The sequence below is a fragment of the Azospirillum sp. VT-I1 genome (assembly GCF_055698305.1).
The window spans coordinates 22821-38457 of sequence record NZ_CP168802.1; the positions used below are offsets into that span (position 1 = coordinate 22821).

The following is a 15637-nucleotide window of genomic DNA, read 5'->3' on the forward strand; positions in this document are numbered from 1 at the left end:
CGTGGTTCCCCCGGCGCTCAGCGCGCCAGCCAGCCGCCGTCGACCGGCAGGATGGTGCCGTGGATGTAGTCGGCCGCCTCGGAGGCCAGGAACACCGCCGGGCCGCCGATGTCGGACGGCACGCTCCAGCGGCCGGCCGGGATGCGGCCGAGGATCTCGGCGTTCCGCTTCTCGTCGGCGCGCAGGGCGGCGGTGTTGTTGGTGGCGACGTAGCCCGGCGCGATGGCGTTCACGTTGATGCCCTTGCCCGCCCATTCGCAGGCCAGCAGCTTGGTGATGCCGGCGACGCCGCTCTTCGATGCGGTGTAGGAGGGCACGCGGATGCCGCCCTGGAAGGACAGCATGGACGCGATGTTGACGATCTTGCCCTTGCGCCCGTTTTCGATCGCGTAGCGGCCGAAGGCCTGGCAGAGGAAGAACACCGTCTTGATGTTGATGTTCATCACCAGGTCCCAGTCGGCCTCGGAGAAGTCCACCGCGTCGGCACGACGGATCAGGCCGGCATTGTTGACCAGGATGTCCAGCTGGCCGAAGGTGCCGACCGTCTCCTCCACCAGCCCCTGGACCGGGGCGATGCTGGTCAGGTCGGCGTGGATGCCATGGAACTTGCGGCCGGCGGCCTCGACGAGGCTTTTGGTCTCGTCCAGCGAGACGACGTCGACGGCGGCGATGTCGGCGCCGGCCTGGGCCAGAGCCAGGGCGATGCCCTGCCCGATGCCGGTGTTGGCGCCGGTAACGAGGGCCACCTTGCCGGTCAGATCGAAAGGCTTGGTCATGTGTCGCGTCTCCGTTAGCGCATCGAGGCCAGGGGAACCTGGTCCATGTCGTCGAAGGTCTGGTTGTCGCCGCCCATCGCCCAGATGAACGAGTAGCTGTGGGTGCCGACGCCGCAATGGATCGACCAGGAGGGCGAGATCACCGCCTGCTCGTTGGCGACCAGCAGGTGGCGCGTCTCGGTCGGCTCGCCCATGAAGTGGAACAGCCGCGCGCTCTCCGGCAGGTCGAAGTAGAAATAGACCTCGCAGCGGCGCTCGTGGGTGTGGCAGGGCATGCTGTTCCACATGTTGCCGTTTTCCAGCACGGTCAGGCCCATGACCAACTGGGCGGTGCGGACCACGTCGGGGTGGATCATCTGGTAGATGACCCGCTTGTTGCCGGTCGCGGTCTCGCCCAGCGGACGCTGCTTGGCCTGGGCGGCCGAGATCTTCATAGTCTCGAACCGGGCATGGGCCGGGGTGCTGGCCATATAGAACTTGGCCGGGTTGGCGCTGTCCACGCTCTCGAAGCGGACGTCGACGCTGCCCATCGCGACATAAAGGGCGTCGCGGGTCTCCAGGTCATAGACGGTGCCGTCGACGGTCACGCGGCCGGCGCCGCCGACGTTGAACAGGCCGAGTTCGCGGCGCTCCAGGAAGGTGTCGGCACCGATCTCCTTGGTCGCGACCAGGGTGAGCGGGGCGGAAACCGGCATGGCGCCGCCGGCGATGACGCGGTCGACATGGCTGTAGGTCAGGACGATGTCGTCGGCCTGGAAGATCGACTCGATCAGATAGCGGTCGCGCAGGGTCTGGGTGTCGTAGTTGCGCGCGTCGGCGGGATGGGTGTCGTACCGGGTGGTGATCTTCATGACGGCGTTCCTCTGAATGCGGGCGATGACGCTGGCATCGGACCCGTTTGAAGTCAGGCGGCCCCGGCGGCGGCGGACCGCTGCCGGGACTGCGATGAGCTGTTATTCGGCGGCGACGGCCTGCGCCGGCTGGGCGGCCTTGGCGGCTTCGGCGGCCTGGTAGCGGGGCGACAGGACACCGAAGCGGCGGGCCCACCAGGCGGTCAGCGGCGGCGTCAGCAGGGCGGTGACGACCACGCTGGTGGCGACCAGCGCCGTGGCGGCCGGGGCGCTCGGGGCGAAGGACGGCTCGATCGAGGCGATGATCGGCGGGACGGTGACGGCCGCACCGGCGGTGGAGGCGGCGCCGATGCCGGCCGTGCCGTTGCCCTTGGCCAGGAAGATGTCGGCCAGGACCAGCGTCGTGCCGGTGACGACGATCACGGCGAGACCCAGCACGATGCCCAGCAGGCCGGTGTTCAGGATCGTGGTGAAGTTCAGGTTGTTGCCCAGCGCAAAGGCGAAGAAGGGAACCATCACGCCCACGCCCTGGGTGAAGAAGGCACGCAGATCCTTGTCCAGGTTGCCCAGCGCGAAGCCGATGACGAAGGGCAGCAGGGCGCCGACCATGGTCTGCCACGGGAAGACGGCCAGACCGGCGATGCCCAGCGTGACCATGGTCATGAAGGGGCCGGATTCCAGGCACATCAGGCAGAAGGCGCCGGCCTCTTCCTTGGTGCCGTACTGCTGCATCAGCGCCATGTACATGCCGCCGTTGGTGTCGTTCATCGCGGCGATGATCGCCAGAACCGACAGGCCGGTCAGGAAACCGGACGTGATGCCCTCGGTCGGGATGAACCAGGAGGCGACGACGCCGGCCAGTGCGGCGGTCAGGATCTTCACCGAAACCAGGACGCCGCTCTTGCGCAGGACCAGCGGAGTGGCCTTCAGGCTGATGCTCGCGCCGATGCAGAAGAACCAGACCGACAGGATCGGCAGGGTGCCGGTGATCAGCCCGTTGGTGAAGGAGCCGAAGAACTTGCCGGTGTTCGGGGCGAAGGTGTTCAGGCACGCACCGAGGAACAGGGGAACGATCATCATCCCGCCGGGGATGCTGTCTATGCGCTTCTTGATGTTCATGACGCTAGGCTCCTGAAATGCCCGCTCGGGGTTTGCGCCGGGAGCGCGCGGCTCGCAGGCCGCGTTGTGTTCGTGTGTACTAGTATACTAGTACACAGCGCTGCGAAAGGCTTTGATGTGGATCAATTCGGATTTTTCGCAGGCAGGCGGGCACCGATAGGGAGATGCAAGGGCGCGGAAGCGGCTGCGGCCGCGCCCCTCTGGCGTCGCGAACGGGTCAGGCCAGCAGTTCGGCCAACTCCACGCCGCGCTCCCGGCCCAGGCTGTCCAGCATCGCCAGGGTGGCGCCGTCGAGCGGGATGCCGTCGGCCAGCCGCTGCCGGCGGGTGCGGCTTTCCGGCTCGCCCGGCATCTGGATGGAGTCGGCGCAGGGTGCGGTGGGAGTGTCGCGGAGATAGGCGACCAGTTCGTCGAGATCCGCGGCCCACTGCGCATTGCCGCCGCGCGCCGGGTCGAAGACGATGGCGAACATGTTGTTCATCACCCGGCCGGAATCCTGGTGCGACGGCGTGCCGGGCATCGCCGACGCCAGCGCCCCGGCCAGCACGTCGCACATCAGCGACAGGCCGAACCCCTTATGGCCGCCCAGCGGCAGCAGCGCGCCGGAAGGGTCCCGGAACATCACGCCGGGGTCGCGCGTGGCCTCGCCCTGTGAATCGAGCAGCAGGCCGGGCGCCATCTCCTGCCCCTTGCCCATGGCGACGCGGCATTTGCCGACGGCCACGGCGCTGGTAGCGAAATCGAGGATCAGGGCCGGTGTCGACTGCGTGGCCGGGACCGCGATGCAGATCGGGTTGGTGCCCAGCCGCGGCCGGGTGCCGTCATGCGGCGCCACCGCCGGACGGGTGACGACATTGACGAAGGCCAAGACGACGAGGCCGGCGTCGCTGCACTGCTCGCCATAGGATCCGACCCGGCCGATGTGGTGGCTGTCGCGCAGGGACAGAACCGCCAGCCCGTCCCGCCGCGCCCGCGCGATGGCGAGGTCCGTCGCCTCCCGCGCGATCACCTGCCCATAGCCGCTACCGCCGGCGACCGACAGGAAGGGACCGGATTCGCCGATCACGGTCGCATGCTGGTTGGGGCGCAGCAGCCCGGCCGCGATGGCCGGCATATACATGGCGAGCATGCCGACGCCGTGGCTGTCATGCCCGCGCAGATTCGCCTCGACCAGATGGTCGGCGACAACCCGCGCCTCCTCCTCTTCGCTGCCGGCCGCCCGCAGCAGGCGACGCACGGCCTCGGCCAGCCTGTCGGCCTTCACCGGCCGGATGCTGGTGCCATAGACGCCGGCATTGAAGGATGCCGCCGCGGCGAAGGGGTCCTTTTGAGTCTCTGTCATCATCTGCCTTCCCGACCGCCGCCACCGGACGACGGCCCCATTTAAGGTCCCTATTTGGTCCCGTATGCACAACCGGAACAAGGGTGGAAAAGGGAGGGCAGAGATGAGGGTAAAAACGACGCTGGGCGGCTCCCGGCGGCCTGTACCGCCGGGAGCCGCCCCGCCTTTCGGTCAGGCCGCGTTGACTTCGGCCACGAAGCGCCGGACCTCGTCCTTCAGACGCTCCGACTGTTCCGACACGCTCTCCACGCTGGTGGACACCAGACGCATCCGCTCGCTGGTGGTGGTCATAGTCGAGGACAGCGAACCGACGCTGCTGGTGACCTGACGGGAGTTGTCGGCGGCGGCACGGGCGTTGGCGAAGATCTGGTGGGTCGCCGCCTCCTGCTGCTGCACAGCGGACGCCACCTCGCCGTTCAGGGCGCTGAGATTGGTGATCAGGCTGGCGATGCCCTCGATGGCGCCGATGGCGTTGGCGGTCGCCGCACGGATCGCCCCCACCTGCGACTGGATGTCCTCGGTCGCCTTGGCGGTCTGGGTGGCGAGGCTCTTCACCTCGCTGGCCACCACGGCGAAGCCCTTGCCGGCCTCGCCGGCACGCGCCGCTTCGATGGTGGCGTTCAGCGCCAGCAGGTTGGTCTGCCCGGCGATGGAGTTGATCAGTTCCACCACCGCGCCGATCTGCTCGGCGGCGGACGCGAGTCCGGTGACGATGCCGGTGGTGTTGGAGGTCTCGGTCACCGCGCGCGACGCGGTCTGGGCGGCGCTTTCCACCTGACGACTGATGGCGGCGATGGACCCGCGCAGCTCCTCGCTGGCGAGAGCGGCCGACTCGACGCTGTCGGACGCGCCCTGGGCCGCTCCGGCGGCGGCGTGGGCCTGATCGGTGGTGCTGGCGGCGTCGTTGCTGAGCGCCGCGGTGCGCTCGTGCAGGGCGACGGTGGTGGTGCTGAGCGTCGCCACGACCTCGTCCATCGCGCGGGCGAACTCGGCGGCGCGGGCGGACAGGCGCTCGCGCTGGATGTCGCGGGCAGCGCGGTCCAGCTCGGCACGCTGGCTCTCGTCGCGGGCGGTCTGCAGGGTGGTGGCGAGGCCGGCCACGGCGCGGGCCATGTCGCCGATCTCGTCCGGGCGGTCGGCATGGGGCACGGTGACGGTCAGGTCGCCGCCGCCGATGCGGCCAAGGACGTCGCGGACCGCCAGCAGCGGACGCGACAGGCCGCGCGACACCCAGATGCCGATGCCGACGCTGATCGCCAGCAGCAGCAGGGTGACGCCCAGTTCACGCAGGGCGCGGGCCTGGAATTCCGCATCGACGTCGTCGGTGTAGACGCCGGTGCCGATCATCCACTGCCAGGGCTGATAGCCGGTGGCGTAGGCAATCTTCGGCGACGGGTCGGCGGTGTCGGTGCGCTTGTGGCGGAAGGCGACGAAGCCGCCGCCGGCCTTGGCGGCGTCCGTCATCTGCACGTTGAAGGGAACGCCGTCGGGGTCCTTCAGGTTCAGCAGGTTCTTGCCCTCGACCTGCGGGCGCAGGCCGTGGACCAGGCTGACGCCGGAATAGTCATAGACGAAGAAATACTCGCCGTTGCCATAGCGCATGGCGCGCACGGCGTTGCGGGCAAGCTCCTGCGCTTCCGCGCGCTGCAGCTTGCCGGCCTTCTCCTGCTCGCCATACAGCGCGATCACGGAAGACGCGGCGTCGACCATCTCCTTGACCTTGGCCTTGCGCTGTTCGATCAGGTTCGTGCGCATTCCCGTCAGGTGGACGGTGGCGCCGGCAAGCGTGCTGAGCAGCGCCACGCCGAACACCAGCAGCATCAGCCGCGTACCAATCTTGAGCTTCATAACGCCCTTCTCCTCAGTCCTGATCCACGCGGCACCGCATGGCATCCACGCTTCGTAAGATTCTGTTGGTCGGTTGGTCGTCTTCGGTCAGGCCGCGCATCCGGCCAGTCTCTCCAGCTGGTCGCAGCGCCACCGCCCCGGCCCGCCCGGCGGGGCGGATAGGCGGGTGAAGGCCACGACTTCGCAATTCTCCAGCTCCACCCCCGGCCGGCCGGCCAGACGGTGCAGCAGGATGCGGCCGATCCCCTTGCTGCCGACCAGCAGCGGCCGGCGGGCCAGCAGGTCGGCGGCGGGATTGGCGAGTTCTTCCACGCCGTCGAGGACACGCGCGGCGAACGTGCCCTCGCTCTCCCCGCCCGGCGGTGTTTCGCCGGCGGCGAACCAGGGGCGGGTCAGATCGATCGGCAGCCCGTTCCACTCCCCCAGCCGGCGCTCGCGCAGCCGGTCGCGGGAGAGAAGCGGGACGCCGAGCGCCTCGGCGAACAGGGCGCCGGTGACGGCGGTGCGCCGCAACGGCCCGGCGATCACGAGGCCGCAATCGTGCCCCTGGGCGCGGAATCGCTCCGCCGCCCGGCGGGCCTGTTCGATGCCTTGTTCGGTCAGCGCAACGTCGCGGTCACCGCCGCAGCGCACGCCGCGGCGGTTGTCCTCGGTCTGGCCGTGGCGCACGAAATGGAACCGGTCGGTCATCGCCAGCCCCCTCAGCGGAACAGGATGCGGTCGGCGCCCGCGGTCCAGCCGATGGTGCTTTCCGCCGGCCAGCCATGGGGCGACGCCATCCAGCGGCGCAGGACATCGATGTGCAGCGGATCGCTCAGCGTCGGGGTATGGCCGACGTCCGGCACATGGACGACGCCGACCCGCGGCTTCTCCATCATCCGAGCGATGGTCGACTCCTGCAGGGCGTCGCTCATCATGCCGTGGACCAGCAGGACCGGACAGCATACCCGCTGCCAGTCGTCCCACTGGTCGTGGTCCTGGGCGGCGCCGTCGCGGTAGCATTGCAGCGCGCGGATGTCGTGGCGGTAGACGCGGCCGCCATTCTCCTCCGACCAGCGGGTCTGGTGGAAGCTGTTGTGCAGCAGCACGGTGTCGTCCACCGGCCCGTCATTCTTCTGGGCGGCGCCGGTGCGGTGGAACAGCTGGGCCGGATGGCGGAAGACATAATGGCGGGCGACCGATTCGGCGCGGCGGCGGCGGCGCTCGTTCGGGATGAAGGGACCGATGTCGTTCAGGATCAGCCCGTCGACCAGCTCCGGCGCCTCGGCCGCCACCCGCATCGCGACATTGCCGCCGAGCGAGGAGCCGAGCAGCGTGACCGATCCCAGCCGCTTGTGCCGGATCAGCGCCAGCACTTGGGCGACGTTGCCGTCGAAGCTGTAGTCGGACTGTTCCGCCAGCCAGCCGCTGCGGCCGCGTCCCGCCCAGTCCAGGCACAGGACATGGTAATGGCGCGACAGCGCGCGGGCGACATAGTCGAAGCGCCGGGCCGAATTGGCGATGCCGCCGAGGCAGATCAGCGCCGGATTCCGCGGGTCCCCCACTCCGTGTAGGCGAGGCGGATGCTGTAGTCGCTGCGCAGCCGCTCCACCGTTCCGGGCTGCAGTTCGGCGCTGTGGGTGTAGTCGAAATGGCGCAAGCTGTGGCCGGCGCCGATCAGCGGCTCGATCACCCGCATGATCGTTTCATAGGTCTTCCAGTTGATATCCTCGGCCGATCCGATGCCGAGCGCATCCAGCGTGGCGCGCAGCGCCTCCATCGCGCGGCCGTGGCGGCCGTCGGCGGGAAGGGTCTGGCCGCCGCAGGGCGGCGGGGCCGGCATGGCGCGAAGGGGCTCCACGAGCATCTGGTCAGGCATGGGCGTCTTCGCCTCCTTGATCGATGGGTGGGGGATCGATGAATGCGGGAATGGCAGGGGGGTCGCGGTCATGGGGCTGCACCCTCCCCGGCCGCGCGTGCTTCCGGGACCGAGGCCGGGGCCAGCAGGAACACCGCGCAGAAGGCCGTGCCGCACAGCATGCCCAGCACGCCCAGCGCCACCAGCGCCGCCTGGATGCCGAAGCGGTCGGCGATGGCGGCGGCCAGCAGCGGGCCGGCCACCGATCCGCCCCGCTCCAGCAGGCGATAGACGGCAAAGACGCTGGACTCGCCCATGCGGGCGCATTCCGTACGGCAGACCTCCGGCACCAGGGCCAGCTGGGTGGCGTTGTTCAGGGCATGGGCGACTCCCAGCGCCGCGATGCCGGCCAGGATGCCGGGAACGCCGGGATCCAGAAGGATCGCCAACGTTCCCGCCCCACCGACCAGCCCGCCGATGCCGGCGAACAGGGCGTGGCGGCCGGTACGGTCGGCCAGCCGCGACACCCAGGGACCGAGAAGCACGATGATGAGCCCATAGGTCATCATCAGCCGTCCGATGCCCGCCGGGGTCTCGCCCGCCGCATGGAGGGAGACGGGGACCAGATAGAAGAGATAGCCGGTCAGCATCAGCTTGGTCGGCACCGACGAGAACAGCAGCAGGGCGACGAAGCGCGGGTTGGCGAGCAGGCCACCCACGTCGCCCAGGCGGAAGCGGCGGCTCTGCGCCCGCTCCGCCCGGTCGGCCGGCAGCAGGGTCGCGGCGGCCACGGCGGCGGCCAGCGCCAGCAGGGCCGAGGCCGCGAAGGTGGCGCGATAGCCGAGAAGGTCGGCCAGGATGCCGCCCAGCGGCGCGCCGCACAGCCCGGCGACGATCACGGCGGCGACGAACTGCGCCATGCCGCGCGCCCGCTGTCCGGCCGGCGTGTGGCGGGCGATGAAGCCCTGCGCCCCGATGAACATCACCGCATAGCCGAGCGCGCAGGCGCTGCGCCACAGCAGCAGTTCGGCCAGCGAGCCGGCCAGCGCCGTCCCGGCGAATCCGGCGACCGCCGGCAGGGTGCCCAGCAGCAGGGTGCGGCGGCTGCCGAACCGGTCGGCCCAGGCGCCGGCGAAGGGGGTGAAGACCGCGACCAAGGCCATGAACAGCCCGATCGGCAGGCCCATCATCAGGGTTTCCGACAGGCCGGGGATCGGCGTGTAAAGCTCGCGCGTGTAGAGCGGCAGGAAGGAGCGCGACAGCTCCTCCGCCAGCATGAACAGGAACAGCGCGGCACGCATTCCCGCCACCGCCGATCCGGGTTCCGGCGCCGAGCGGCGCGGCGCCGCGGCAAGCAGAAGCAGAGCCTCAAACACCAGCAGAAGCGAGACGAGCAGAAGAACGGCGCCGTCGTAAAGGAGGCCGCCAAGCGCCTCGGCCGGCAGCACGGCGGCCAGCGGCGGCAGCGTCCCGGCCGCGAAGGCCAGCAGCGCCAGCGCCACCACCGTCAGGGCGCGCAGAGGCGTGGCACCGGCCGCGCGCAACAGGTCCGGCAGCAGCAGGGCGGACAGCGCCACCGTTGCCGCAATCGCGCAGGCAACCGTCATCAAGCGATCACGGACGGTATTCAGCACAACCTGTGCGGCTTCAGCCTCAATTGCCGAGGCAAAGCTTGCATAAAATTTAGCACAAACCAGAAAAGACAGGATGAAGAGGCTAATTGCTGTGATGGCAGGCAGAGTCACGCGCGGACGTGCGACCGAATTTGGTTGCATAGGTAGCTCCAGACACACAACCGCTTTCAGGAAGTGGATTGGAGGCTAAATCGTAACTCCAAAGAATTGGTAAACCGAATTTGCATCGGAAATAAAAGTTCAATGCGGATTGTTACATATCCATGTATGCAGTTTGTTCAGGCCACTGATACTGAAGATCTTCGATAAAATGCTTGCGGATACTCGCGCAGATAGGGGCATGTCAGCATGAGCAATGAATAAAGGCCATTTTCTTGTCTGCGTTATAGTGCATACCAAAGCAACCGCGATCTCCATCGCCCAAGGACAAACGCCGGTTGCAGTGCAGCATAGGCCGATCTGCGCTATTTCAGATTGGGATTTCGCCACCGCCTCCACGCAAAGTGGGTTGGATGGCCGTTCTTGCGTGGCGGCTCGCATCAGCCCTGCATACAAAAATTGCAGGGAAAAATGGCCTATGACCATGCCTCCGGCGCGTGCCCCTCTATCGACAAGCCGTTAACAGGGCTTTGCGACGCTTCGCCACATCGCTAGTGCGAGTGATTCGCATCATCATGGGTCCGCGGCCCCTCGCCGCCGAATTGCACGCCCTGTCGGTGCCGTGCAGCCGAAAGGTGACCCCAATGACTGCCCCCGTGTCGGGTCCGATCTCCGACCCCGCTTCCGCTGCCCTTTCCCGTCCCGCGACCCGCCTGACGCCCGGCCCGGCACCCGGCACCTCCTCCGACCCTCCGCCCGGTATCGACGGCTGCCGTCTCGGCGCGTTGCGCAAGGGCCAGCGCGCGGTGGTGACCGGTCTCGACGAGAGCGCCGTCGCCACCCCGCTGCCGCCCGGCGAACTTGAACGCCGCATGATCGAGATGGGCCTGATCGAAGGCGCCCGCGTGGAGATCCTGCATGAGGGATTCCCGGGTTCCGATCCGCTTGCCGTGCGCGTCAACGACCACACCCTGGCCCTGCGCCGGGCGGAGGCGCACGCCGTTCTGGTGACGCTCGGCTGAGCGTCGCCTCCCCTTCCTGCGGAAAGGATTTCCGCGATGTCGAATTCTGCCGTTCTGGCCGCCCCCATTCCGGCCCCACCGCCGCGCATCGCGCTGGTCGGCAACCCGAACTGCGGCAAGACCGCCCTGTTCAACGCCCTGACCGGCGCCCGCCAGAAGGTCGCCAACTATCCCGGCGTCACGGTGGAGCGCAAGGTCGGCGAGTTCCTGAGCCCCGCCGGCGCCCGCGTCCAGCTGATCGACCTGCCCGGCACCTACAGCCTGCGCGCCCGCTCCCCCGACGAGGAGGTGACGCGCGACGTCGTGCTCGGCCGGTTCGAGCATGAATCGCCGCCGGACGTGATGGTCTGCGTCGCCGATGCCACCAACCTGCGCCTGCATCTGCGGCTGGTGCTGGAGTTGAGGAAGCTCGGCCGCCCCATCATCCTGGCGCTGAATATGATGGATGTCGCAGAGGCGCGCGGCTGCCGCGTCGATGCGGCCGCCCTGTCGGCGGCGCTCGGCGTGCCGGTGGTGCCGACGGTGGCGATCAAGCGCACCGGCATCGTCGGTCTGCTCGACCAGATCGACCGCAGCATGATGGTGATGGCGGGCGACGGCCCTCCCGCCCCCTGCGGCTGGAGCGAACCGTCGGCACGGGACCTGCGCGCCTACCATCAGGAGGTCGAGGCGATCCTGGCCGCGGCACTCCGCGACGCCGGCAAGCCGTCGCTCGCCACGCAGCGCATCGACGCGGCCCTGCTGCACCCGGCCATCGGCCTGCCCTTCCTGTTCCTGGTGCTGTTCCTGATGTTCCAGGCGGTGTTCGCCTGGGCGGCCCTGCCGATGGACATGATCGACGGCGCCCTGGGCTGGGTACAGGCGGCGGCGGGTGCAGCCCTGCCCGACGGCATGCTGAAGAGCCTGATCACCGACGGCATCATCGCCGGGGTGGGCAGCGTGCTGATCTTCCTGCCGCAGATCCTGGTTCTGTTCCTTTTCATCCTGATCCTGGAATCCACCGGCTACATGGCGCGCGCGGCCTTCCTGCTCGATCGTCTGATGGGCGGCGTCGGACTGCACGGCCGGGCCTTCATCCCGCTGCTGTCCAGCTTCGCCTGCGCCGTGCCCGGCATCATGGCTGCCCGCACCATCGAGAACCGCGCCGACCGGCTGGCCACCATCATGATCGCGCCGCTGATGACCTGCTCGGCCCGGCTGCCGGTCTATACGCTGATCATCGCCGCCTTCGTCCCCAACGAGACGGTGGCCGGCGGCATGATCGGGCTTCAGGGGCTGGTGATGTTCGCGCTCTATGCCGCGGGCATCCTGTCGGCCCTGGCGGTCGCCTTCGTGCTGAAGCGCACGATCTTCAAGGGCGCGCGGGAGCCGCTGCTGATGGAGCTGCCGGCCTACCGGCTGCCCAGCCCGCGCGACATCCTGATCGGCCTGCTGGAGCGCGCCCGCATCTTCCTGGCCCGTGCCGGCACGGTGATCTTCGCCATCATGATCCTGCTGTGGTTCCTCGGCAGCTTCCCCGGCGCGCCCGAGGGCGCAACCGGTCCGGCGATCGACTACAGCTTCGCCGGCATGCTCGGCCATGCGCTGGCGCCGCTGCTGGCACCCATCGGCTTCACCTGGCAGATCGCCATCGCGCTGGTGCCGGGCATGGCGGCCCGCGAGGTGGCGGTGGCCGCACTCGGCACCGTCTATGCGCTGAGCGAGACGGGGGACGCCTTGTCCGGTTCGCTGTCCGGCGTGCTGGCAGCGGACTGGAGCCTGCCGACGGCGCTGGCGCTGCTGGCGTGGTTCGTGTTCGCCCCGCAATGCGTCTCCACCCTGTCGGTGGTGAAGCGGGAGACGAACTCCTGGTTCTGGATGCTGGTGATGATCGCCTACATGACGCTGCTCGCCTACGGTGCCGCCTTCGTCACCTTCCGGCTGTCCAGCGCCCTGCTGGGAGGATGAGCGATGATGGAATCACTCGTCGTCGGCCTGATCGTCGCCCTGGCCTTTGCCTGGGTCGCCTGGACCATCCTGCTGCCGGCCGCCGCCCGCGACCGCCTGCGCCGGTTGGCGGGTCGCCCCGCTGCACCTTCATCGGCCGGCGGTTGCGGCGGGGGCTGCTGCGGCTGCGAGGCGGCGGGACCGAAGCCGGCGCGACGCCATGGCGGCTCCTGCGGCAGCCATTGAGCCGGGGTAACGCTCAGCCGCCCCGTGCCAGCGCGCGGCGGAAGGCGTCCAGAGTCTCGGCGCTGACATGGTGCTCGATGCCTTCTGCGTCGATGCGCGCGGTGTCGGCGCTGACGCCGAGGGAGCGCAGGAATGCCTCCACCGTCTGGTGGCGTTCCCGGCTTTCCTCGGCGATCCGGCGGCCGGCGTCGGTCAGGAACACCGCCCGGTAGGGCTTGCGGGTGACCAATCCTTCCGCCGCCAGCCGGTCGAGCATGCGGGCGACGGTGGGCTGCGCCACGCCCAGCCTCGCGGCGATATCCACTTGCCGCGCCTCCTGCCCGCTTTCGATCAGGTCGGCGATCAACTCCACATAATCCTCGGCCAGGGCGGACCGCTGCGCCTCCCGCGTGCGGCGGAACCCTTCGGCATGGAGTTCGGCATCGGGCAAGACGGATTCGGGCAAAGCAGAGTCAGGCAGGGCGGCTCCTCCCCCTTCCCGATCCGACGGCTTCTGGGATTCGGCCATCGCGCGCGTCGTCTCCTCTGAAGGTCATGCCCGAACGGTGACGCCCACCCTCCGACGCCCGCCGCCGGCCGTCAAGCCCGGCATCGGTCCGGCAGTTCCCCACCCTTAGGAAGGCGGATCCTTCGGGTGCGGATGGCGATTCCGGCAAAAAGTTGCGGTCCGGAAAGTATAGCACCTTGCATACTCGTTGTCCTGGTACATACTTGATTGATACCAATTCGCAACTCGGCCTGGAGTCCCGCCGATGTCGGAAGCCGAAGCCGCCCTGCCGACCCCGAAGCCCTGGAGATACTCCGGCCCCGACGACGAAAGCCGGCCCAGCCTGCCGGAGGTCCATGCCTCCGTCGCGGTTCCGCAGGGCGGCCTGTGGCTGCGCCGTCTGCTGGCCTTTGCCGGGCCGGGCTACATGGTGTCGGTCGGCTACATGGACCCGGGCAACTGGGCGACCGACCTCGCCGGCGGGTCGCAGTTCGGCTACACCTTGCTGGCCGTCATCATGCTGTCGAACCTGATGGCGATCCTGCTGCAGTCTCTGGCGGCAAGGCTCGGCATCGTCACCGGGCGCGATCTGGCGCAGGCCTGCCGCGACCATTATCCGCGGCCCGTCAACCTGATGCTGTGGGTGGCGTGCGAGGCGGCGATCATCGCCTGCGATCTTGCCGAGGTGATCGGCACCGCCATTGCACTGAACCTGCTTTTCGGCATTCCATTGATCGGCGGCGCGCTGATAACGGCGCTGGACGCCTTCCTGGTCCTGCTGCTGATGCAGCGGGGGTTCCGTTACCTGGAAGCCTTCGTGATCGCGCTGCTGGTGGTCATCGCCGGCTGCTTCATCGTGCAGATCGTCGCCGCCGCACCCCCGGTCGCCGCCGTCCTGCACGGCTTCGTGCCATCGGCGGAGATCGTCACCAACCCCGAGATGCTCTACATCGCCATCGGCATCCTGGGGGCGACGGTGATGCCGCACAACCTGTACCTCCACTCCTCCATCGTGCAGACGCGCGCATATCCGCGGACGGAGGAGGGGCGGCGGGACGCCATCACCTGGGCCACCGCCGACAGCACCATCGCGCTGATGCTGGCGCTGTTCGTCAACGCCGCCATCCTGATCCTGGCGGCCAGCGTCTTCCACGGCAGCGGCCACACCGAGGTGGCGGAGATCGGCCAGGCGTTCGAGTTGCTGTCGCCCCTGCTCGGCCTCGGCATCGCATCGACGCTGTTCGCGGTGGCATTGCTGGCCTCCGGCCTGAACTCCACGGTGACGGCGACGCTGGCAGGGCAGATCGTGATGGAAGGGTTCCTGCGGCTGCGCCTGCCCCATTGGGCGCGCCGGCTGCTGACCCGCGGGCTCGCCATCATCCCGGTGGTGGTGGTGACGGCGATCTACGGCGAACGCGGCACGGCGCAGCTTCTGGTGTTCAGTCAGGTGGTGCTGTCGATGCAGCTGCCCTTCGCGGTGATCCCGCTGGTCCGCTTCGTCACCGACCGAGGCAAGATGGGCAAGTTCGTCGTGCCCGGCTGGGTCGCCACCCTGTCCTGGATCGTCGCGACGGTGATCGTCGTGCTGAACCTGAAGCTGCTGTACGACACCGTTCTGGCGTGACGGCCGGCCAGTCGCGGCCGGTCAGCCGCGATAAGGGCCGAACCAGCCGAGCCCCTCCTCGGTCCGGCCCCGCGGGCGGTATTCGCAGCCGACGAAGCCGCCATAGCCCAGCCGGTCCAGCTCGGCGAACAGGAAGGGCCAGTTCAGCTCCTCCCCGTCCGGCTCCTGGCGGGAGGGGACGGAGGCGATCTGGATATGGCCGATCATCGGCATCAGCCGGCGCAGCGCGATGGTGACGTCGCCATGCAGGATCTGCCGGTGGTAGATGTCGAACTGCAGCCGGACGTTCGGGCGGCCGATGGCGGCAATCAGGCGTTCGGCCGCAGTGAAGTCGTTCAGGAAATAGCCGGGCATGTCGCGGCCGTTGATCGGCTCCAGCATCAGCTCGATGCCGCGCTCGCCCAATGCATCGGCGGCATACAGCACCGCGTCGCGATAGCGCGCGGCCGCCGCCGGGTCGACGGGATCGGCCAGCCCGGCCATCAGGTGCAGCCGGCGGCATCCCGTCGCCTCGGCATAGCGCAGCGCGGTGGCGACGCCGGCCTTCACCTCATCGAAACGGCCGGGCAGAGCGGCCAGCCCGCGTTCCCCCGCCGCCCAGTCGCCGGGCGGCAGGTTGAACAGGGCCTGGGTCAGACCGTTGCGCTGGAGACGCCCGGCGATCTCGTCCGGCGCATGGTCGTAGGGAAACAGAAACTCCACGGCGCGGAAGCCGGCATCCGCCGCGGCGTCGAAACGGTCCAGGAACGGCCGCTCCGTGAACATCATCGTCAGATTGGCGGCGAAGCGGGGCATGGTTCGGACCGGCGGTGGCGGGAGGGACGTC

General features: G+C 68.8%; 15 protein-coding genes. 4 read left to right on the forward strand and 11 right to left on the reverse strand.

Going from position 1 to position 15637, the window contains the following annotated elements; genetic code table 11:
- Positions 1–17: 17 nt before the first annotated feature.
- The 9 genes from kduD to AB8P05_RS14300 all read right to left on the reverse strand — a co-directional run bounded on the left by kduD (position 18) and on the right by AB8P05_RS14300 (position 9380).
- Positions 18–776, reverse strand: coding sequence for a 2-dehydro-3-deoxy-D-gluconate 5-dehydrogenase KduD (gene kduD / locus AB8P05_RS14260; RefSeq protein ID WP_472759770.1), 759 nt, complete (start codon positions 774–776; stop codon positions 18–20).
- A gap of 14 nt (positions 777–790) precedes the next feature.
- Positions 791–1627 carry a 5-dehydro-4-deoxy-D-glucuronate isomerase gene (kduI, locus tag AB8P05_RS14265; protein ID WP_472759771.1) on the reverse strand — a complete coding sequence of 279 codons (837 nt, stop codon included), beginning with the start codon at positions 1625–1627 and terminating at the stop codon, positions 791–793.
- Positions 1628–1729: 102 nt separating this feature from the next.
- On the reverse strand, positions 1730–2746 hold the full coding sequence (gene kdgT / locus AB8P05_RS14270; protein WP_472759772.1) for a 2-keto-3-deoxygluconate transporter: 1017 nt from the start codon (positions 2744–2746) through the stop codon (positions 1730–1732).
- A gap of 217 nt (positions 2747–2963) precedes the next feature.
- On the reverse strand, positions 2964–4088 hold the full coding sequence (locus AB8P05_RS14275; RefSeq protein ID WP_472759775.1) for a malate/lactate/ureidoglycolate dehydrogenase: 1125 nt from the start codon (positions 4086–4088) through the stop codon (positions 2964–2966).
- 171 nt (positions 4089–4259) lie between these two features.
- Positions 4260–5936, reverse strand: coding sequence for a methyl-accepting chemotaxis protein (locus AB8P05_RS14280; protein WP_472759776.1), 1677 nt, complete (start codon positions 5934–5936; stop codon positions 4260–4262).
- An 87-nt stretch (positions 5937–6023) separates the two neighbouring features.
- A complete protein-coding gene (locus AB8P05_RS14285) occupies positions 6024–6626 on the reverse strand; it encodes a histidine phosphatase family protein (RefSeq protein WP_472759777.1) in 603 nt (200 codons plus the stop codon).
- 11 nt (positions 6627–6637) lie between these two features.
- Positions 6638–7480 carry an alpha/beta fold hydrolase gene (locus AB8P05_RS14290; protein WP_472759778.1) on the reverse strand — a complete coding sequence of 281 codons (843 nt, stop codon included), beginning with the start codon at positions 7478–7480 and terminating at the stop codon, positions 6638–6640.
- Positions 7453–7794, reverse strand: a complete 342-nt coding sequence (locus tag AB8P05_RS14295) for a hypothetical protein (RefSeq protein WP_472759779.1) — start codon at positions 7792–7794, stop codon at positions 7453–7455. The genes AB8P05_RS14290 and AB8P05_RS14295 overlap by 28 nt, the downstream gene beginning before the upstream one ends.
- A gap of 68 nt (positions 7795–7862) precedes the next feature.
- Complete coding sequence (locus AB8P05_RS14300) at positions 7863–9380, reverse strand: MFS transporter (RefSeq protein WP_472759780.1); 1518 nt, start codon at positions 9378–9380, stop codon at positions 7863–7865.
- Positions 9381–10150: 770 nt separating this feature from the next.
- Here AB8P05_RS14300 and AB8P05_RS14305 point away from each other — a divergent pair.
- From AB8P05_RS14305 to AB8P05_RS14315, 3 genes are read left to right on the forward strand one after another with little or no spacing between them, the layout of a single operon-like run.
- Positions 10151–10528, forward strand: coding sequence for a FeoA family protein (locus AB8P05_RS14305; RefSeq protein ID WP_472759781.1), 378 nt, complete (start codon positions 10151–10153; stop codon positions 10526–10528).
- Between the two features lie 36 nt (positions 10529–10564).
- A complete protein-coding gene (gene feoB, locus AB8P05_RS14310) occupies positions 10565–12475 on the forward strand; it encodes a ferrous iron transporter B (RefSeq protein ID WP_472759782.1) in 1911 nt (636 codons plus the stop codon).
- A 3-nt stretch (positions 12476–12478) separates the two neighbouring features.
- Positions 12479–12700, forward strand: a complete 222-nt coding sequence (locus AB8P05_RS14315) for a hypothetical protein (protein WP_472759784.1) — start codon at positions 12479–12481, stop codon at positions 12698–12700.
- Between the two features lie 13 nt (positions 12701–12713).
- On the opposite strand, the gene mntR is transcribed toward AB8P05_RS14315, so the two are convergent.
- Positions 12714–13208, reverse strand: a complete 495-nt coding sequence (gene mntR / locus AB8P05_RS14320; protein ID WP_472759785.1) for a manganese-binding transcriptional regulator MntR — start codon at positions 13206–13208, stop codon at positions 12714–12716.
- A gap of 244 nt (positions 13209–13452) precedes the next feature.
- On the opposite strand from mntR, the gene AB8P05_RS14325 reads away from it, so the two are divergent.
- A complete protein-coding gene (locus tag AB8P05_RS14325) occupies positions 13453–14811 on the forward strand; it encodes an Nramp family divalent metal transporter (protein WP_472759786.1) in 1359 nt (452 codons plus the stop codon).
- Between the two features lie 21 nt (positions 14812–14832).
- On the opposite strand, the gene otnI is transcribed toward AB8P05_RS14325, so the two are convergent.
- Positions 14833–15606 carry a 2-oxo-tetronate isomerase gene (gene otnI, locus AB8P05_RS14330; RefSeq protein ID WP_472759787.1) on the reverse strand — a complete coding sequence of 258 codons (774 nt, stop codon included), beginning with the start codon at positions 15604–15606 and terminating at the stop codon, positions 14833–14835.
- Between the last annotated feature and the right edge of the window lie 31 nt (positions 15607–15637).